Origin of the sequence: Rubritalea squalenifaciens DSM 18772, from assembly GCF_900141815.1 — a bacterium.
GTDB classification, from domain to species: Bacteria; Verrucomicrobiota; Verrucomicrobiia; order Verrucomicrobiales; family Akkermansiaceae; genus Rubritalea; species Rubritalea squalenifaciens.
In genome coordinates, this window is sequence record NZ_FQYR01000002.1 from 299,659 (window position 1) to 316,710 (window position 17,052).

Sequence of the window (17,052 nt, forward strand, 5' to 3'; positions counted from 1 at the left end):
TGAAACTTGCTGATTGGTGTGTCCCTTTGAGCTAGAGGGGCTCCTAAGGGGAGGGTTCAGCGGGAAGTAGAAAGTATTCAGGCCTGCCTTATTGCCAGAGTGGGAATTCTTCGCTTAGCCCAATCATTTTGACATCGGGGTCTGCTGTGAATATTGCCTTCAAGTCCTCTTGGAGCTTTCCTACACGAGCGTGGGTATCGATCATGCGGAACTTTAGAATGCTCCACTTCCGTTCAGGATCGCGGCTGATTTTCACGCAGAGTTCTGGATTTTCGTCTGCGTCAGAGGCACCGTACACACAACAGCCTAACGAGTAGGGCTGTCCTAGGATTTCGACCCACCATCCCCAGTCCTCGCCACAAGTGAAAGGTACTTGGTAGCCTCTGGTTCTCAACTGTTCGGCAAGATAGTCTGCGAGAGCTTTCCCGTAGATACCCTCATTCACTGATTCATCTGCTTCCTCTGGTTGAATAGGGAACTTTCGTGAGTGAATGTGAATGAAGGGTGACGTGGCCATGGGGATACTATTCTCTGCGCAAGTTTTCTAGTGCGCCTGGGACTTGTTGAGGAGCTTGTTGGCTTTTCTCATGTCACCGATGAGCATCACGTAGCCGCAGTCCATGCAGAGGTTGGCAGAGAGTTCTACATCATTGGTGCCGAGTGTGAGGAACTTGGTGTTCTCCGGGCGGAAATAAACTTTGCCGCTGGACTGGACTTTTCCAGGCTCCAGCTTGGCTGATCCACAGCAGGGGCATTGACGTTCTTTGCTCATGGGTTGGTTCTTTGTTAGATTGGGTTAATGGATATGGCCATTGAGCCTGTCTGCTAGATTACGGCGATCTTCTTCTGGGACAAGCTCGTAATGAGAGCGGTCAAGACAAGCGAGTTTGAACCTTATCTGTATCAATGGCCGATAGGAGTTTCTGCAATGTGGGGATCCAGATTTTCTTGCTGCGTTGACTATGCATTCCTTTGGGGAGTCTCTCGTGCCAATACTGCCAATAGTGCTCGAGATCGATGCCTTCATGCATGGTCGAGGCATGGATCTTAAGTGAGAAGTAGTCCAGTGCCTCTTGGACTTGATCGCGAGAGATAAATTGGAGCTGATGGCCGTCGGCTTCTGCGAAGTAAACCCATTTATCTAACAGGTTGTCTCGAGGTGGATATAGGGGCATTCCATCAATATGTACTGTACTCATGAAATCTCTGTGCTTGGTGGTATCGAGCTTTTCTTTCCAATAGCGGGCCATACGTCGTGTGTAAGTACGCTGTTTAACGTCTGTTGATTCCTGAAGCGTGATGCTGGGATCTCACTCCAGCTATTTCTCTGGCTTTTTGATGGCTTGGTCTGGGTTGTCTCTAATATATCTAGCTACCACTTGGCTGAGGGTCTTGTCTTCCTCATAGTAGACGGTTTCGAGAGAGTGTAACTTCTTAGACAGTTCGTCGGTCTCATCGGCATCTTCATCCGGAAGTATTGTGGCTGCTGTAAGTAAAACTTCGGCAGACTGATTCATACCGAGTTTCTTGTAGGATTCAGACCAGGTTTTCAGGTCGTCCCGCGAATAATTACCTAGCCATAATCCATCCCCTCCAATGATTCCTGAGGCACACCAAGCATCGATGACGACTGCTTGCACCGGGGTGACCTGATTTCTATCTGCGTAGTAAGCATCAAATGCCAGATCTTTGACTGCGCTAAACAATGTAAAATCATCACTGGTGGTAATTACTTTCTCTAGGTTCCAGGACATAGTGGATATTGAGTTGATGGTGGGATTTCACTCCTGCTCCGCCTTCTTGGGATTGAGTGGTTTGAAGTCCTCGAGGCATTGTTTGGCTGAGAAGATGTGTGCCTTTACCTTGGGCTTGGTTTTGTAGAAATTGACCTCGTCCCACTTGCCGGATGCTTCCGGTTTGAAGGTGAAGTACTGGTAGCCTCTCTGGTCGCAAAGTTTGGCGATTTCATAGATATAGCTCAGCCCCTGTTGGGCATCGATTACCTTGCCGGTGATGTGGAACAGGCTCTTCGCTTTGTCGTCTGTCTGGCGCTCCTGGATGGTGTAGCTGGCGTTATCGGCGATGACTTTTGCCTCGCCAGCATTGGCGAGCGGGAGCAAAAGGAAACACAGGAGGAACAGGGAGGTGACTTTGGTGATCATAGGTTTTACGGAGAGCATACAGGAAGAGCTGAGGGTAGGAAGTTTGAAGTATGCAGGCCAGTACGATGAAACTTTTCTAGCCACAGATTACGCAGATTAGGAATGATTGCTGGCACGATGGAACCCCTGCGGGGCATTACTGATTGGTGATTACTGATGACTGATTCTGGCTAGATGAAACAATTTTAGCCACAGATTAGACAGATTAGGAATGATTGCTGGCATGATGGAACGGCTGTTGGTGGGTATTTTTTTCTTACCACGAATCGCACGAATCTCACGAAAACGGGGCAGATGGATCCCAGCATGATGGTCTTAAGGGCATCTCTACGCGGTTCGCTCAGGTTTCATCTGGCAGGGCTATTAACAAATAAGTATTAACCAATAACAAGCCCAACGGGCGATTGGGTGGAGGAAGGTGGGTCTTGTTATTAAATTCCGGTTTTGCCTAACAAATATTTTCTATGTCTCAGGGATTGTTGGCCTGTTTGCGGTCGTAGCGGAAGGCGGCGATACCACTGATGAGGCCTACGAGCGGGATGAGGAAGAAGAAGGCCATTTCAGCCGTCTGCGCGGTACTGTTATTCTCCGCAGCGGGCAGGAAGGTGGAGATATCCCAGATGCCGTGGGCGATCATGCCGGTGAGGAGCCAGCCGCGTGAGCGGCGGAAGAGATAGAGAGTCATGCCTGAGATGGTGGCCAGCACGCACTGGCCAGCCACGAGCAAGGGCGGCGAGCCTACGAAGACATTGGTGGCGTGCATTAGGCCGAACCACACACTGCACCAGAGCATGGCCCAGGCTTCCGAGCGTCCCTTGTTGCGCAGGGCGCGCAGGATGATCCCGCGGAACAGCAGTTCCTCGGCGATGCCCACGCCTACCCCGGCCGCAATGATGGCCAGCAGCAGGCTCATTTCCACCCCGGCACTTAGCTTGAAGACGAGCCGGCTCAGCATGACGAGGACGAAGACCACGGGGGCGATCCACATGACGCCCGTCATCCGGTGTGGCTTGTCGTCGCGCCAGATGCCGTCCCAGCGTGACCAGAAGGCGAAGGCCAGCAGCAGCACACAGCCTGCGGCCAGCGAGGCATTGGCAGATTTCCAGGCATTGCCAGCGGTGGCAAAAAACTCGGTGTAGGGGATGCCGGATACGTACTGGATGCCATTGACCAGCAGCACGTAGGCGATGAAGACGCCCATGGCGGCTCCAACGGAGGGGGCCACTCGCGGGCCAGGGGAGAGATGGTTTTTCATGATACGGACACAGGGGGTTCACCTCTTACCACGGCGGCAAACACACAACGCCACGATAAATAAGCAACCTAACTGTATCACGCTAAGTGATTGGTGTCATTACCTAGTTTCCCAGTGTGGTGATGTGCGGGATCACGGATTCCACCACGGCAGACACGGAAGGCACGGAAAGATTGTGTACGATGGAACCCTGCGGATGGAACATTTTCAGCCACAGATTACGCAGATTGGAACAGATTACCTGCTAGATGGAGCATCCGCGACCCGCGTTGGGGTCGTATTATTATTGGGGAAGGCTCCAGGGGTAGCGACCCTTTGGCTCGCAACCCCTGGCTAAGTTCCGGAACCCCGTTGGGGTAGGCCCCTGCGGGGCATTACTGATGACTGATTCTGGCTAGATGAAGCAAAGCCCTGCGGGCTTGCATCCCGGAGGGATGATGGAACAAGCGCGGGGTCAGCGAGCGAAGAGAGCGCCACCCCGGGAACAGGTCCCCCCACCTATACCACCCCGGAGGGGTGGAGGAAGGCTTGTGCTCCCTTTGGGATCAAACCCGGGCACAAAAAAACACCCAGGTGGGTGGTTGATTGGTGCTATATGTTAGACGGAGCGGCTGTCGATGGGTCGCTTTCTTTACCACGAATGGAAGCCCTGTGGGCTTGTCATCGGTCAAGGGTCACATGTCATTGGGGCCTGCTTGAAGAAGCCCGGCTTGATGAATCATACGCGACCCGCGTTGGGGTCGTATTATTTTTGGGGAAGGCTCCAAGGGTAGCGACCGTGCGGCTCGCAACCCCTGGCTAAGTTCCGGAACCCCGTTGGGGTTCTCTGGCTACCTGCTACTAGCTACTCGCTACGCTCTGTTTTAAGCTGTGAGGCTGGTATGAAGATCCCCAATGACTCATGGCCATTGACGAATGACCACCTACAAACTGGTGATGATGAGGGAGCAGAGGAAGATGAAGCCTAGGGAGAAGGAGCCGATGGTGAAGCCCCAGCGGTTCAGGGTGGAGAGGTGGATCACCTTTTGCCCGTCCGGAGAAACTAACAGGGGCACAGTCGTGCCGACCGGGAGCACCTTGGCATACTCGGCGACGTGCTCGATGGTGTGGCTGCCGAAGGGATACTGGATCCTCATGTAGGTCTCCCCGCTGATGCGATCATGGTCGATCACGACGCCGGTGACTTGGCTGTGGGCCTTGAGGCGGCGTTTCCAAAGGACTTCGCTGGCAATACCCAGACCGATGACGAGGCAGGTTAGTAAACCGAGAATAATTTCACCAGAGCTAGGCATAGAGAATCAGGGATAGAGTGGAAGAACGACGCCCCTGTGTTAGTGGCTGCGCGTTTATTCTTCAAGTCCTGATTTGGTCCTGCGGCGGCAAGCCCCGCAGGGAGTGTTCAGTAGGAAGTGTGAAGTAGACAGTCCTGCCTGATGAAACTTTACTGGCCACAGATTACGCAGATTAGGAATGATTGCCTGCTTGGCTCCTGCGGGGAGAATCCAGTATCTAGAATAGAGAATACAGCCCGGCATGATGAAACTTTTTCTACCACGAATGAAAGCCTTGTAGGCTTGTCATCGGTCAAGGGTCATAAGTCATTGGGGCCTGCATGAAGAAACCTGGCTAGTTGGAACCCTAGTGGCTGATGGCAAGCCCGAAGGGGTGATGTTTTTGTTAGATGTATTATTGAGCGGCGTCGGCGGTCTGCTCGGGGAAGGTGATGTCGTGGGCGTCTTTTTCGATGCTGTTTTCGTATTTCAGGAATCCAGCATCGAAATTTCCCGGATCTTTGGGGAGATAGTGGATGCGGTTCCAGTTGTTGAGCTTCTGTGGGTGGAAGACGATGTCGAGCTCGCTGCCATCGGCTTTCTTCAGCCGGACCTTCACCTTGCTCCAGGCATAGCCGATCTTGGTGATGACCTGCTGGCCCTGAATGCCGGTGATCGCCTGTGGGTGTCTGCATTCGGCGTGCAGGATGGTCACGTCCTCCGGGAAGGAGATGCGTATTTCCCCGTCACGCTGCATGATGTTACGCACGGCCTGCCAGCTCGGGTAGCCCTCCGAGGGCATCACCACATAGCGCATCAGCAAGAGGCCCGCGACAATGAGGGTGAGGATGCTGAGGAAGAAAATTTTGAGGAAGCGGCGCATGGTTTGGGATCCGGCAGTTTAATGATCGAGCTTCTGCTCTCTGTCATCGAAGGTCAATGACTTGGACTTTCCCCTCCAGACGATCTTCACGCCGTACAGCTCATCAAATGTGAATGGATCAGACTCCTCTTCAGAGAATTCAGAGAGATGGTCGACCGGGTACCAATGCTTGAGTGATAGGTTTCCTGAGACCTTGACCACCGGCTTGTCTGCATCCTCATGGACTAGCGTGGCTCTCAGATTGATAGGGTCATCAGGATCAACAGCCAAGAGCTTCAGGATCTTGTGACCAGACCAGACTATCTGGTCCGGCTGAACGGGTGAGCCTGGCGGCAAGCCCTCTTTAAAGAGCAGGTAGAGGGTTCCTGCTTGATGGTTCCTATGAAAAAAGGATTCGTCATCGAAGTGATGCACCGGAATCTCCAGTACACAGCCTTCACCCGGGCGCAGCTGGAGATCGATTTCCCTCAGGACGTTTTCTACCTCAATCTCCGACTGAGTGTGTAGCTTCCAGTGCCGATCCACACTCAGCCACATGAAGAGTATATAGATGAGATAGCCTCCAGTCAGAGAGAGAAAGAGGGCTAGTCTGAATTTACGCACTCGCATGGGTCGAAGACCTAGAATAGTTACCTTGGCTGAGGAGATGCTTGTTAGAAAAAATTACTCCTTCTTCTTTTTCAGGATGTCCGCGTAGCGGCTGCTCCACTCGAGGTAGTGGGCTTGAAGGCATATATCGGCGAAGCGGTGGCGCTTGCTTTCGTCGCTGAACTGTGGGTGTTTGATAGCCATAAGGTCACCGAGGGCGAGGATGGCTATGAGTGTTTGGTTGGCTTTGCGGACGTCTTCGCCGAAGGAAGTGGGATCGTGGCGGAAGGCATCGACCAGTAGGTGGAGGGCGTCCTCATTGCCCGAGAGGTAGCGCTGCCAGAAGATCTTGCCATTCTTGGCGACGGCCATGTGGGCGTAGCGCTTGTACTGGAGCGATAAGCCGGCGTCGGTATGTTTACGGAATTTCCAGAGGGCCTTCCAGGTGTCTTCCTGCTCAGGGTGCTCGAGTAGGTAGTCAAAGATCTCCGGGAGAGCCTCCTCATTCTGGAGGATGCTTGCGTGGTCCTCGGTAGCAAGGATTTTGCCGATGGCGGCAGGGGCCTCGGCATGAGCGAGCTGGCAGCAAGCCAGCAGGATGAGTAGGGATTTCATGGTATCTAGTCTTTCTGGAGAGCGGTGCGTTCCATCTCTTTGATGGTCAGGCTCGTGGTGTGTAGGAAAAGTAGAATGATTGTGCCGACAATGAACCAGATGTGCAGCGGATGAGCACCCCATTGGAAATCCCATTGATAGTGGTACGGTTGGTTAGGGTCATCAGGAGAAAGGAGGCCGGATACACTGCGGTAGCCGATAGCGGGTAAGAAAACGACCAGAGGAAGAGCCATCCAGAAGCGGCTCTGGGGTATTTGGCTAATGAGACCGCGTACAAGCAGGACACGCTGCCCTTTTTTGATAATGCCGATCACGAGGCAGATCGCGACGATGGTTAGGACGAGAAGGAAGGTTATCATGCCGTCGAACTGTAGCTGTGATCCGCTCTCTGTGTTGTACTCGAAACGGATGGAAGCAAGTGCGATAAGCGGAATGGTCCACCAGGGAAACCTTGCTTTCTTGTCTGGCCTGTCTGCTGCTTCAGTCATGGTGAGGTGATTATTTCTATTATGGGGTGTTAGGAAAAGTTTTGTTTTTCAAGGGACTAGGTTCTACCACGAATGAAAGCCTTGTAGGCTTGTCATCGGTCAAGGGTCATAAGTCATTGGGGCCTGCATGAAGAAACCTGGCTAGATGAAGCATCCGCGACCCGCGTTGGGGTCGTGTTTATTTTTGGGTGAGGTTCCAGAGGTAACGATCCGGTGGCTCGCAACCCCTGGCTAAGTTCCGGAACCCCCTTGGGGTAGGCCCCTGCGGGGCATGACTAATGGGTGATTACTGATGACTGATTCTTGCTTGATGAAACATTTCAGCCACAGATTACGCAGATTAAAATGGATTGCCTGCTAGATGGAGCACCAATGACTTTTGACTAATGGCTGATGACAAGCCAGCAGGGCTTTCATCCCGGAGGGATGATGGAACAGAGCGCGGTGGTCAGCTTGCCCTTGGGCAAGTGCAACCCCGGGAACGCGTGCCCCCCACCTATACCACCCCGGAGGGGTGGAGGAAGTGCTGTACTCTAGTGCGACTGGGACTTGTTGAGGAGCTTGTTGGCTTTTCTCATGTCACCGATGAGCATCCGCGACCCGCGTTGGGGTCGTATCTACTATTTGGGGTGAGGTTCCAGGGGTAGCGATCCGTTGGCTCGCAACCCCTGGCTAAGTTCCGGAACCCCCTTGGGGTAGGCCCCTGCGGGGCATGACTAATTGGTGATTACTGATGACTGATTCCGGCTAGTCAGTCACCTAACACTTAAAACGTAACACCTAAAACACTTTGTTTACCACGAATCGCAATGGATGGGCTCCCTATTGACTCCTGACTATTGGCCGATGACTCACCCGCCATGGCGGGTGAACCTCCGCTAGAATTCATTACGCGGGTCGACGATGGGGTTGCTGTGTTCTCTGGACTCCCGTATTTCATCGAAGCATTCATCTAGGCTGTAGGACTGACAACAGTCGTGAGCGTAGTGGCTGTGGGGCAGGAGGGTGTAGCTCTCACTGCCGGAGATGACCTGCATGTCCTGCGGGGACTCGGGCAGAGGTGCCAGCGAGTGGATGCCGATGAATTGCCAGCGGCCCAGCATGCCGTCCAGCTGCTCAGGCTGGCCCTCGCACACCGCGTAGCTGACGTCCTTGTTGCGGAAGGAGTTGATGCATTTGCTGTAGGCTTCCTTCCAATGGATGCAGCGTACCGTCATGCAGGATTTCCTGATAAAGGTGGGACTGGTCAGCAGTCCCGGTCCGCTCTGCTTGTAGAAGCCATCGAGGTAGGTGACGACCCACCACCCGCTTTCACTGTTTGCTGGGGTTTTCATGGGAAATTATTAATTGATACGGCCTACCTTGAATTCGGCACTGTAGTTGAACTCGATGCCTTTCTCATCGATCTTCACGGCAATACCGTGCTCGTCTAGGTTATAATCGATGTCTGTGTGTCCCTCGATAATGAGGCGATTCCGGTATCGGTCAAAGATGATAGTCTGGACGAGGATGAATGGCGGGTAGCCTTTCTCTGTGAAGACTTTGAGTCTTTCGGTGTCTTCAAAGAATCCGCCTTCAGACAATTCCTCGATAATTTCCTCGCGCATATCTTCACCACACCATCCCTCACCGCAGTACTGGGCGAGGGCCGTGTTGAATACATCTATCAGTTCGTCCGCCGACTTGGGGAAGACTTTTGCCATCCAGGTAGGATCCGGCTTCTCATCGTCTTTCGGATAGTAAATGACGCGCACATCTTTATCCTCATATTCTTCTTCAACATAGTAGCCTATTGGCCTGAATCGTGTATGCGTAATGACCGCTTCATAGCGCTCACTTTCATAGATGGTAGCTGGCTGGAGTTCAGAGAAGGTAATGTCTGAGATCATGGGATTTATATTTGGTGTTAGGATGCAGTGTTCTTGGCTGCTTTCGGGAATGAACGGAGGCGGAACTGGGCGACTACAAGGAGCAGCAATGCCAGGGTGGATAGCGCACCGCCGATGATCATGCTATCCAGTGAGTTGGAGATGTCGCTGGCCAGGCTGGTGGGGTCGCTTGTGCCGGACTCGGAGAGTTTCTTGAAGGCGCTACGCATGCTCAGGATGGTGATGCCCAGGCCAAGCAAGGGCGGGATAAAAACCCCGGCGAGTGATGCCCAGACGACTTTCAGCCAGAACTTCCTCCGTGGGTCGCCTGTGAGGCTGGGAACCTCAGCAGAGGTCTGCGGCGTGGTGTAGGGTGTGCTCATGAGAATTGTTAGGTATCGTGGCAACTCGTCTTTGCTGGGCTGAGCCTAGCTACCCGTCATGATGGGGCAATGATTACCTGAGATGCGGTGTCTATTGGTAGATTTTGCCGTTCTTCTTGAGCCATCCGTTGATGTGTCTGCCCTTGGGGTCATCATGGGTCCAGTGCACGACACCTCCTTTGCTATTCCACTCATAGACACCGTAGAATTCTATCTCGTCACCGATCTTGAGAGAGTTGATGCGAGGAGCCAGGTCGATATTGTGGGAGATCAGCAAAGTGTGACCGCCCTCTAGTTTGAGAATGAAGCGCTGGTGTCTGCTGCCTTTGAGATCATCACTCAGGATACGGGTGACTTTTCCCACACCCGCTACCTGCTTGCCACTGGTGTGGTTCTCATAGGCTTCTACGATGTGGTGGCTGTCCCTGCTGGGACTGGATACCGAGGCGAGATCCAGCTCGGGATTCAAGTAGAAGAGGGCAGATGCTCCAACAATGGCTGCAGTGACAAGGAAGGCTTTCATGATGAATAGATGCTGGGGCTGAACGGAGAGACGGGCTTACTCCGCTTCCTGGCTTAGCTCGGTGATGGGTTCGACCAGTTGCTCCAGGGTCTGGGGGTTCCAGTCCTTGCCGTACTTGGGGTCATTGGCTTCGAAGATGGACTGGAGGCGCGGCTTGACTTCCTGGATAAAGGCTTGCTCACGCTTCTGCAGGGCGGCATCGATCTGGGTATCGATCGCGTTGGGGTTGCTGAGCTGGTAGGCGCGCACCGCAATGGCGAAGGCGGCCAGACTCAGCAGCAAGGAAAGGGTGTGGAGTAGGATGCGGGGCTTCATGGGGTTTTAAGTAGGGCTGTCTCTGGTATTTGGACGGAAGGGGAAGCAGACCGTCTTCTGTACCGTGCACTCTGTATCGACAAAGTGGAAGATCCAATCTTCCTCATTGCGCTCCATGTCCAGGATGGCTGTGACGCAGAAGGGAAGCTCCTTCAGCGAGGAGTCTATCAGTGACCTGGCCTTATGAATGGCCCAGTCCAGCTCATTACGTTCGTGAGGGGAGAGCAGACCGACTCCATCGTCCTCCAGTTGGTCGGGCGTGAGAACGACAGTGCCACCGCTGACCACAGAGCCGATGTGCTGCGGGTGTTTTTCAAAGTTTGCTTCAAAGGGATGCAGGTTGGTGAAAGCGATGCTGGGCTCGTCCAGCCCCCAGGCTTCGTAGGCGGCAGGTTCTTCCATGACCTCAAGTACAAAGCCTACGCAAACACCTTCATTCCACCAGACCAGGTCACCCTCCTGGATGGTCTTCACTTTGTCGCCAAGGGTATAACGCTCAGGATAGTTCATGATGAAGTGTGGTGAGCGCTTAACATTCCACTTCCTCGTCATCGTCATCCTCATCTGTCCCTCTGCGTAGATAGCCGATGATGGAGCAGAGGCTGGCGAGGGCGGCAAGGCTGCCGATGATGATCATCGGGATGGCGTGGCCACCGATGGCGGGGATTAGTCCGAGCAGAGGCAGCAGGGTGAGGAGCAGGTAAAGGATGATGAGGGCGCGGCGGCGGGGAGTCATTGGGCCGTCCGTGTAGTGGACTCCGCTGTAGTACTCCACGAAGGTCTCCATCAGGTAGTTGTAGAGGATGACCAGCGCAAAGCAGCTGGCCACCGCCGTGCTGGCGATCATGTGCTGATAGAGCGTGGCGCTGTCCGGGGCATGCATCTTCCCGTAGATCGCCGAGGCGATCATACCGCAGCAGGCCAGCAGATGGAGGATGGAACAGATCATGTTAGGGAGCCCCTTCGGGGAGAATCTAGTATCACGAATAGAGAATAGAGCCCAGCCCGATGAAACGCTTTCCACCACGAATCGCACGAATTTCACGGATCGGGCTAGATGGATCCCTGCTGGATGTAGCCTTTTCTACCACAGAATACACGGAAGGCACGGAAAGATTGTGTACGATGGAACCCTGCGGATGGAACATTTTCAGCCACAGATTACGCAGATTGGAACAGATTCTGGCTAGATGAAGCATACGCGACCCGCGTTGGGGTCGTATCTATTTTTGGGCCAGGTTCCAGGGGTAGCGATCCTGTGGCTAGCAACCCCTGGCTAAGTTCCGGAACCCCGTTGGGGTTCTCTGGCTACTCGCTACCTGCTACTGGCTACGCTTTATGCTACCTGTAAGGAGGGGATAAAGTCCTGCCCCCCTGATCGATGGCTAGTCTGCGGGCTTACATCCCGGAGGGATGATGGAACTTAGCGCGGTGGTCAGCTTGCCATTAGGCAAGCGCAACCCCGGGAACGCGTGCCCCCCACCTATACCACCCCGGAGGGGTGGAGGAAGGAAGTTTCTGGCCTTGAGCGCTATTCCTGGTTCTGCTCGGATGGGTCGGGCAGGTAGGCTTCATAGGTCGTCTTCATGCGGGCGTACTTGAAGCTGTCCTTCAAGGAAGCGTACTTTTCCGGGTTTAAGGTGGCGCGCATCTTCAGGAAATACCGCATGCAGTGGGCGCCTGCTCCGTCGGTATGGTAGAAATGCTTTTGGAATGCCCGGATGCTGAGATCCCACTCATCGACCACGCCTAGGGCCACGATGGAATCCACATCGCCTCCCATGGGATCGATGGCCATTCGGGCAAAGATGGTGTCCAGCGCCGCACGCGATTGGTTCAGGTTGTAGTCGTAGGCTGCGAGTGCCAGCTTGATTTGCTCATTCTTCAGGAGCTCTTTGTCTTTGAGAAGATCCGCGCAGGAAGCATCCTTTTTGACCGCAGCCATGAGGATCAGGCGCGACAAAGTGGAGTTCTCCCTGCCAGTCCTGTTCTCCTTCGCCGCCAGAGTTTTCAGATCGGCTGGATTGTATTCGCTGGGTAAGCTGAGCAATTGCTCCGGGGTCTTGTAGGGCTCGTTAGGGTCCCGCGCGGAGAGGGGGAGGGCCATGAAGCCAAGCTGGGCGGCCAGAGTGAGGGTCAGTACTTTTTTCATCGTATGGGGGGCTGTTATTGCAAAACGGACTTGGTCGCCGGTCTCTAAGAGAGGTCTCCAGGACCAAGCAATCGAAGAGGGTAGCACGACCAAGCGCATTTGTCAGCGTTTGATCTTACCGATGAGTCCGGGTTTGATCTGCTCGACTGGCTCAAGCGCTAGCTAGTCATTGGCGAGGTGGTATTTCACTCCGCTATAGACCAGCCTTGGGCCGCGCTCTTTCTGGATGAGCTTTTCCTCGGCGAGCTGGATGGCATCCAGCGGGTGTTGCTGTAGAATGGTTTTCACGGCCTGCTGTGTCTGGGCAGAGCGTAGATCTGTCCGGTAGAGTACCAGGGTGATTTGCCGGGGGGTGTCGAGCACTTGCAGCTCGCGATATTCGAAATCGCCTTGCCCCGTGTGATCCTTCCTCAGGAGAGAGACCAGGGCATCTGTGGCTTCTTGAGCGGCTTCGGGGTCTTCTCTCACGAGCAGACCTCTTCTCTCAGCTTCCCGGATGATTTCGGCCGCGCTGGGTTGCTCCTGCTTGCATGATACTAGCAGGGCGGTGAGGCTGCTGAGGACTGTGAAGATGGTTTTCATGGGGTTGGGTAAATAGGGAAAGCTATGGCTTGTTCATTCTATCCAGATTTTTCTCCAGTAGTTCGGGGTACCATTCAGGTAAGGCGTCTTCTGGGGCGATGATGCAGGGAAATTTGTGGATGCCACTTTCATCGCTCATAATCCAGCCGTCATGGGTTTCTTCGATAGTCCGGATCCATCCCTCTTCGCCATATTTCAGACTGAAGCGAAGCAAGGTAGCGCTCTCATAGCGGTACCAGAGGCGCATGGTTTGATTCAGGCGGGGCTTAGCAGTGGATGAAGGGAACTGAATTGCACGCCCGTCTGTCAGGAGAGCCAGAATGCCGACTTCATTCTCAGCTTCGCCAATGCCGCTGATAAACCAGGTTCCTGTGAGCGTGTGAGTAGTCATAAGAAGTTAGCCATTTCTATCAGGAAATGCTTAATAGCTACAAGGTTCTGTTATCGATGCTAGTCTAACTGCTGCAGAATTTCTTCCGGTACCGAGGCGCCGCGGACGGCGATCACGTCTTTCTCATCGGTGGTACCCCTTCGGGGAGAATCTAGTATCACGAATAGAGAATAGAGCCCTGCCTGATGGAACATTTTCAGCCACAGATTACGCAGATGGGAACAGATTCTGGCTAGATGGGGCCCCTGCGGGGAGTGGGAAGGATAGAGGAGAAAGGAAAAAGACCGGGACGATGAAGCTAAGCTCTGCTTGCCCTTGGGCAAGTGCAACCCCGGGGACGCGTGCCCCCACCCATACCACCCCGGAGGGGTGGAGGAAGGGTGAGATTCATCGTGCTCTCTGAGTGTGACGGTTTTAATGACTCCCTTTTTGCTGGGGATAGCTCTTTATGGACTAGAGATGTAGACTTCGTCTAACCGGCCTTTCTCAATGTACTGCAAGTACTCAAGGGGGGATTGGTCACCATAGAGAGAGGGTTTGTAGAGTTCTTTCTTTTTGGCAATGCCGTAGGCGAGGAAGAGAAAGCCGGTCTGGCGCTCTTCTGTTAAGGCCTGCTTACCATAGGTGATGATCGAGGGGAGATAGCTTTCTCCCTTGGCGTAGATGTTTCGACCAGCGCGAGAGTATCTGGATTGGGTTGCATAGAAGCCGAGGATGTTTTTGTATTCCTCTGAATCCATCGTTGCATGATTCAACCGCTCAAACAGGAAGTCATCAAAGGTGGGAGGAATATGGCCTCCGTTGGTCAGGAACAGTTGTTTAGAGATACTCTCTAGATCTGGCTCGCTGGGATCATACTTGAACTTCAGGTATTTGAGGCCACTCGGGGATTGGGGTTCCATGTAGGCGTAGGATATCACACCTAGTCCCGTTATGGAGAGGATCAGGAGAGCAAGGATGATTATCCAGCGGTATTTCATGAGACAGTGTGTTAGCTTCTAACGTTGCCAGCCTTCGATCTTGTAGTTGCGCTCGGCGAGTTTGCGTTCGGGCTGGCCGGAGTCGGGGATGAACCAGACCTCGAAGCGGGCGGCGTAGGGCTTGCCCCAGTAGCCTTCGTAGATGGTGAAGCCAGTCTTGGCGCCGAAGCGTTCGTCGGGGTCGCTGGACCAGGCCATGCGGGTTTTGGTGGCGTCTGTGAGTCTGGACTCGGACAAGCGGGTGCCCTGGGTGATCTCGTAGGCCTTCAGGTAGACGTAGCCGGGTTCGCCTGGATTCACTGCGTAGACGGCCTTATAGATGCCGGGTTGCATGCCTTCTAGTAGGAGGATGGGATGGTTATCTGCTGAGGCGAGCTTGCGCGCCAGCTCGCGGGATCTGGACCGGGCTTGCTCCAGCGCGGCGGCGGGGTCCTGCTGGAACTCGGCGAATTCCTTTTCCAGCGCGGCGATCGTGGCCTGGGTGATGCGGCGCTCCGGGGCGGAGGATTGCTCAAAGATCTCTACCCAGACGCCCCCGCACTCGATCATGACCCGGCTCTCCTGCAGGCTATTTCCCTCGGTCATGTCTGGCTGCACCAGGTGTGTGCCCTCCTGCACATGCTGTACGGAGTAGCGGCTCCAGGGCTTGCGGTCTAGGCAGATCAGGCAGCGGGTCTGGAAGTCAGAGCCGCCGCCGAAATCCGAGATGTAGCCGTGCAGGGTGTCTCCGGGGTCTCCGGCGTAGCTCCATCTGCGGGAGGCAAAGTGATTGCCGCTCTCGCCAAAGACATGCCAGTCCGGAGAAGCCTCCACATAGGCGCGGAAGAGATCCGGGTGGTCTGTGGCGGCGCTGCGCAGCGAGGGCATGCTGGGGACAAACTGGCTGCTCTGTCCGCCGGGTTTCTCCAGCGCGGCCCGCACCATTTTCTGAAGTTCATCTTGCTGCTCGCTGGTGACGCCGAGGGGGGAGGCATGGGTCTCTGGCTCGGAGAGCTCGATATCTGTCGGGATGCTTAGATTATCTGCAAAGCCGTCCTCGCTGGGGCCAGACAAAATGACGCCGAACAGGATGGCAGACGTAGTCAAGGCGGTGATCACGGGACAGATAATCACGGCCAGGCCATTGAAAATGCCTGCTCCCCATCTTCTCTGGTTCAGGTTCCAGAAGCAGGTAATCATGATGCCAATAAAGGAAATGAACGCCAGGGGGGAGAAGAGATACAAGGAAAGGATTTCGAGCGGTTTTCCTAACAGCAATGTGAAGATGCTGAGTGCACACAGGAGGAGGTAGGCTAGAGATGGCATCCACCAGCTCTGCATGTATTTGTCCAGGTAGGTTCTGATCATGTTAGGGTGCCCCTGCGGGGAGTAGTTAGTTTAAAGGATAGAGGAGAAAGTCCTGCGGGGAGTGTGGAGGAAAAAGTGGGAAGGATAAAGGCCCGCCTGATGAAACATTTCAGCCACAGATTACGGCCCCTGCGGGGAGTATTTAGTATCTAGTATAAAGAATAAAGCCCAGCTTGATGGAACAGGCTGTTGGTGGGTATTTTTCTCTTACCACGAATCACACGAATTTCACGAATTTCACGAATCGGGCTAGATGGAACCCCGAGGGGGATGACTGATTGGTGATTACTGATGACTGATTGTGGCAGGATGAAGCCTACTTGAAAATCACGGCTGGGTGCCGTCCACGCTTTGGAGGAAAGTGCTGAGCTCCTGGGCGGAGGCGAATGAATCCTGCGGGAAGCTGACCTCGCAGCAGAAGTAGCCGCTGAGGTAGAAGTCCTCCCCGCCGGGGAAGCGGAACAAGGTGGTGCCCATGTCTGAGCAGAGATGGTGGGAGCGGAACCAGTAGCAGACGACTTCGCCATCCCTCAGAGTGATGGTGCCGGTCTCTGTCTGGTCGGCCAGGATTTTGCGGCGAATGTAGTCATTGCCGGCGGCGGAGAGTTCCAGCTGGAGGGGATTGTGCTGCCCGGCTGAGCGAATGACGATCTCCCGGCTCTCCGGCTCCCCGAAGTGCTCATGCAGCGCATAGCCCGCCCAGACGATGGCGAACAGGACAGCCAGCACCAGGGGCAGAGCGATCAGGCATTTGATGGCTTTTTGCATGAAGGAGAATTTAGAATCAAGAATATAGAATAAAGCCCTACTAGATGAAGCGGATTCTACCACAGATTACACAGAAGGTACGGAAAGCTGGCTAGATGAAACGGGCTGTTGGTGGGTATTTTTTCTCTTACCACGAATCGCGCGAATTGAGCCCCTGCGGTGAGTGTGGAGTAAAAAGTGGGAAGGATAAAGGCCCGCCTGATGAAACATTTCAGCCACAGATTACGCAGATTGGGATGGATTTCGGGCTAGAGGGAACCCCTGCGGGGAATGACTGATTGGTGATGACTGATGACTGATTCTGGCTAGATGGAACATACGCGACCCGCGTTGGGGTCGTGTTCTTTTTAATGCAGGTTCCCGGGGTAGCGATCCTGCGGCTCGCAACCCGCGGGCTAACGTACGGAACCCCTTTGGGGTTCTCTGGCTACTCGCTACCTGCTACTGGCTACGCTTTATGCTACCTGTAAGGAGGAGATAA

The 17,052-nt window shown here is 54.1% G+C and carries 24 protein-coding genes; all 24 read right to left on the bottom strand.

Annotation, left to right across the window (positions count from 1 at the left end; all coding sequences use genetic code 11):
- Nucleotides 1-88 precede the first annotated feature (88 nt).
- Entirely contained in the window at nt 89-517 is a 429-nt protein-coding gene (locus BUB27_RS01305) for a hypothetical protein (protein ID WP_143157730.1), read from the bottom strand.
- A gap of 27 nt (nt 518-544) precedes the next feature.
- On the bottom strand, nt 545-772 hold the full coding sequence (locus BUB27_RS01310; protein ID WP_143157731.1) for a PF20097 family protein: 228 nt from the start codon (nt 770-772) through the stop codon (nt 545-547).
- 100 nt (nt 773-872) lie between these two features.
- The gene (locus BUB27_RS01315; protein ID WP_143157732.1) at nt 873-1,199 is read right to left on the bottom strand and encodes a hypothetical protein; all 327 of its coding nucleotides are present in this window, start codon (nt 1,197-1,199) and stop codon (nt 873-875) included.
- Between the two features lie 120 nt (nt 1,200-1,319).
- Nucleotides 1,320-1,754 carry a DMP19 family protein gene (locus tag BUB27_RS01320; protein ID WP_143157733.1) on the bottom strand — a complete coding sequence of 145 codons (435 nt, stop codon included), beginning with the start codon at nt 1,752-1,754 and terminating at the stop codon, nt 1,320-1,322.
- A gap of 27 nt (nt 1,755-1,781) precedes the next feature.
- A complete protein-coding gene (locus BUB27_RS01325; protein WP_143157734.1) occupies nt 1,782-2,162 on the bottom strand; it encodes a hypothetical protein in 381 nt (126 codons plus the stop codon).
- Nucleotides 2,163-2,631: 469 nt separating this feature from the next.
- A complete protein-coding gene (locus tag BUB27_RS01330; RefSeq protein WP_143157735.1) occupies nt 2,632-3,417 on the bottom strand; it encodes a CPBP family intramembrane glutamic endopeptidase in 786 nt (261 codons plus the stop codon).
- Nucleotides 3,418-4,340: 923 nt separating this feature from the next.
- Nucleotides 4,341-4,709, bottom strand: coding sequence for a hypothetical protein (locus BUB27_RS01335; RefSeq protein WP_143157736.1), 369 nt, complete (start codon nt 4,707-4,709; stop codon nt 4,341-4,343).
- A 394-nt stretch (nt 4,710-5,103) separates the two neighbouring features.
- The gene (locus tag BUB27_RS01340) at nt 5,104-5,571 is read right to left on the bottom strand and encodes a hypothetical protein (protein ID WP_143157737.1); all 468 of its coding nucleotides are present in this window, start codon (nt 5,569-5,571) and stop codon (nt 5,104-5,106) included.
- 18 nt (nt 5,572-5,589) lie between these two features.
- Complete coding sequence (locus tag BUB27_RS01345; protein WP_143157738.1) at nt 5,590-6,180, bottom strand: hypothetical protein; 591 nt, start codon at nt 6,178-6,180, stop codon at nt 5,590-5,592.
- Nucleotides 6,181-6,234: 54 nt separating this feature from the next.
- On the bottom strand, nt 6,235-6,774 hold the full coding sequence (locus BUB27_RS01350) for a hypothetical protein (RefSeq protein ID WP_143157739.1): 540 nt from the start codon (nt 6,772-6,774) through the stop codon (nt 6,235-6,237).
- Nucleotides 6,775-6,779: 5 nt separating this feature from the next.
- Entirely contained in the window at nt 6,780-7,262 is a 483-nt protein-coding gene (locus BUB27_RS01355) for a hypothetical protein (RefSeq protein WP_143157740.1), read from the bottom strand.
- A gap of 878 nt (nt 7,263-8,140) precedes the next feature.
- Entirely contained in the window at nt 8,141-8,596 is a 456-nt protein-coding gene (locus tag BUB27_RS01360) for a hypothetical protein (RefSeq protein ID WP_143157741.1), read from the bottom strand.
- Nucleotides 8,597-8,605: 9 nt separating this feature from the next.
- Nucleotides 8,606-9,151, bottom strand: a complete 546-nt coding sequence (locus tag BUB27_RS01365; RefSeq protein ID WP_143157742.1) for a hypothetical protein — start codon at nt 9,149-9,151, stop codon at nt 8,606-8,608.
- A gap of 17 nt (nt 9,152-9,168) precedes the next feature.
- A complete protein-coding gene (locus BUB27_RS01370; RefSeq protein WP_143157743.1) occupies nt 9,169-9,513 on the bottom strand; it encodes a hypothetical protein in 345 nt (114 codons plus the stop codon).
- A 91-nt stretch (nt 9,514-9,604) separates the two neighbouring features.
- Nucleotides 9,605-10,036 carry a DUF3465 domain-containing protein gene (locus tag BUB27_RS01375; protein ID WP_143157744.1) on the bottom strand — a complete coding sequence of 144 codons (432 nt, stop codon included), beginning with the start codon at nt 10,034-10,036 and terminating at the stop codon, nt 9,605-9,607.
- Between the two features lie 36 nt (nt 10,037-10,072).
- Nucleotides 10,073-10,351, bottom strand: a complete 279-nt coding sequence (locus tag BUB27_RS01380; protein WP_143157745.1) for a hypothetical protein — start codon at nt 10,349-10,351, stop codon at nt 10,073-10,075.
- A 6-nt stretch (nt 10,352-10,357) separates the two neighbouring features.
- Nucleotides 10,358-10,903 carry a hypothetical protein gene (locus BUB27_RS01385; RefSeq protein WP_159434723.1) on the bottom strand — a complete coding sequence of 182 codons (546 nt, stop codon included), beginning with the start codon at nt 10,901-10,903 and terminating at the stop codon, nt 10,358-10,360.
- The gene (locus BUB27_RS01390) at nt 10,881-11,300 is read right to left on the bottom strand and encodes a hypothetical protein (RefSeq protein WP_143157747.1); all 420 of its coding nucleotides are present in this window, start codon (nt 11,298-11,300) and stop codon (nt 10,881-10,883) included. Before BUB27_RS01390 ends, BUB27_RS01385 begins: the two co-directional genes overlap by 23 nt.
- A gap of 582 nt (nt 11,301-11,882) precedes the next feature.
- Nucleotides 11,883-12,503 carry a hypothetical protein gene (locus BUB27_RS01395; protein WP_143157748.1) on the bottom strand — a complete coding sequence of 207 codons (621 nt, stop codon included), beginning with the start codon at nt 12,501-12,503 and terminating at the stop codon, nt 11,883-11,885.
- A 162-nt stretch (nt 12,504-12,665) separates the two neighbouring features.
- Nucleotides 12,666-13,085: a hypothetical protein gene (locus tag BUB27_RS01400; protein ID WP_143157749.1), complete on the bottom strand. Its 420-nt coding sequence runs from the start codon at nt 13,083-13,085 to the stop codon at nt 12,666-12,668.
- Nucleotides 13,086-13,107: 22 nt separating this feature from the next.
- On the bottom strand, nt 13,108-13,476 hold the full coding sequence (locus BUB27_RS01405) for a hypothetical protein (RefSeq protein ID WP_143157750.1): 369 nt from the start codon (nt 13,474-13,476) through the stop codon (nt 13,108-13,110).
- Nucleotides 13,477-13,922: 446 nt separating this feature from the next.
- The gene (locus BUB27_RS01410) at nt 13,923-14,456 is read right to left on the bottom strand and encodes a hypothetical protein (protein ID WP_143157751.1); all 534 of its coding nucleotides are present in this window, start codon (nt 14,454-14,456) and stop codon (nt 13,923-13,925) included.
- Nucleotides 14,457-14,474: 18 nt separating this feature from the next.
- A complete protein-coding gene (locus BUB27_RS01415) occupies nt 14,475-15,803 on the bottom strand; it encodes a PH domain-containing protein (protein ID WP_143157752.1) in 1,329 nt (442 codons plus the stop codon).
- 327 nt (nt 15,804-16,130) lie between these two features.
- On the bottom strand, nt 16,131-16,571 hold the full coding sequence (locus tag BUB27_RS01420) for a hypothetical protein (protein ID WP_143157753.1): 441 nt from the start codon (nt 16,569-16,571) through the stop codon (nt 16,131-16,133).
- Between the last annotated feature and the right edge of the window lie 481 nt (nt 16,572-17,052).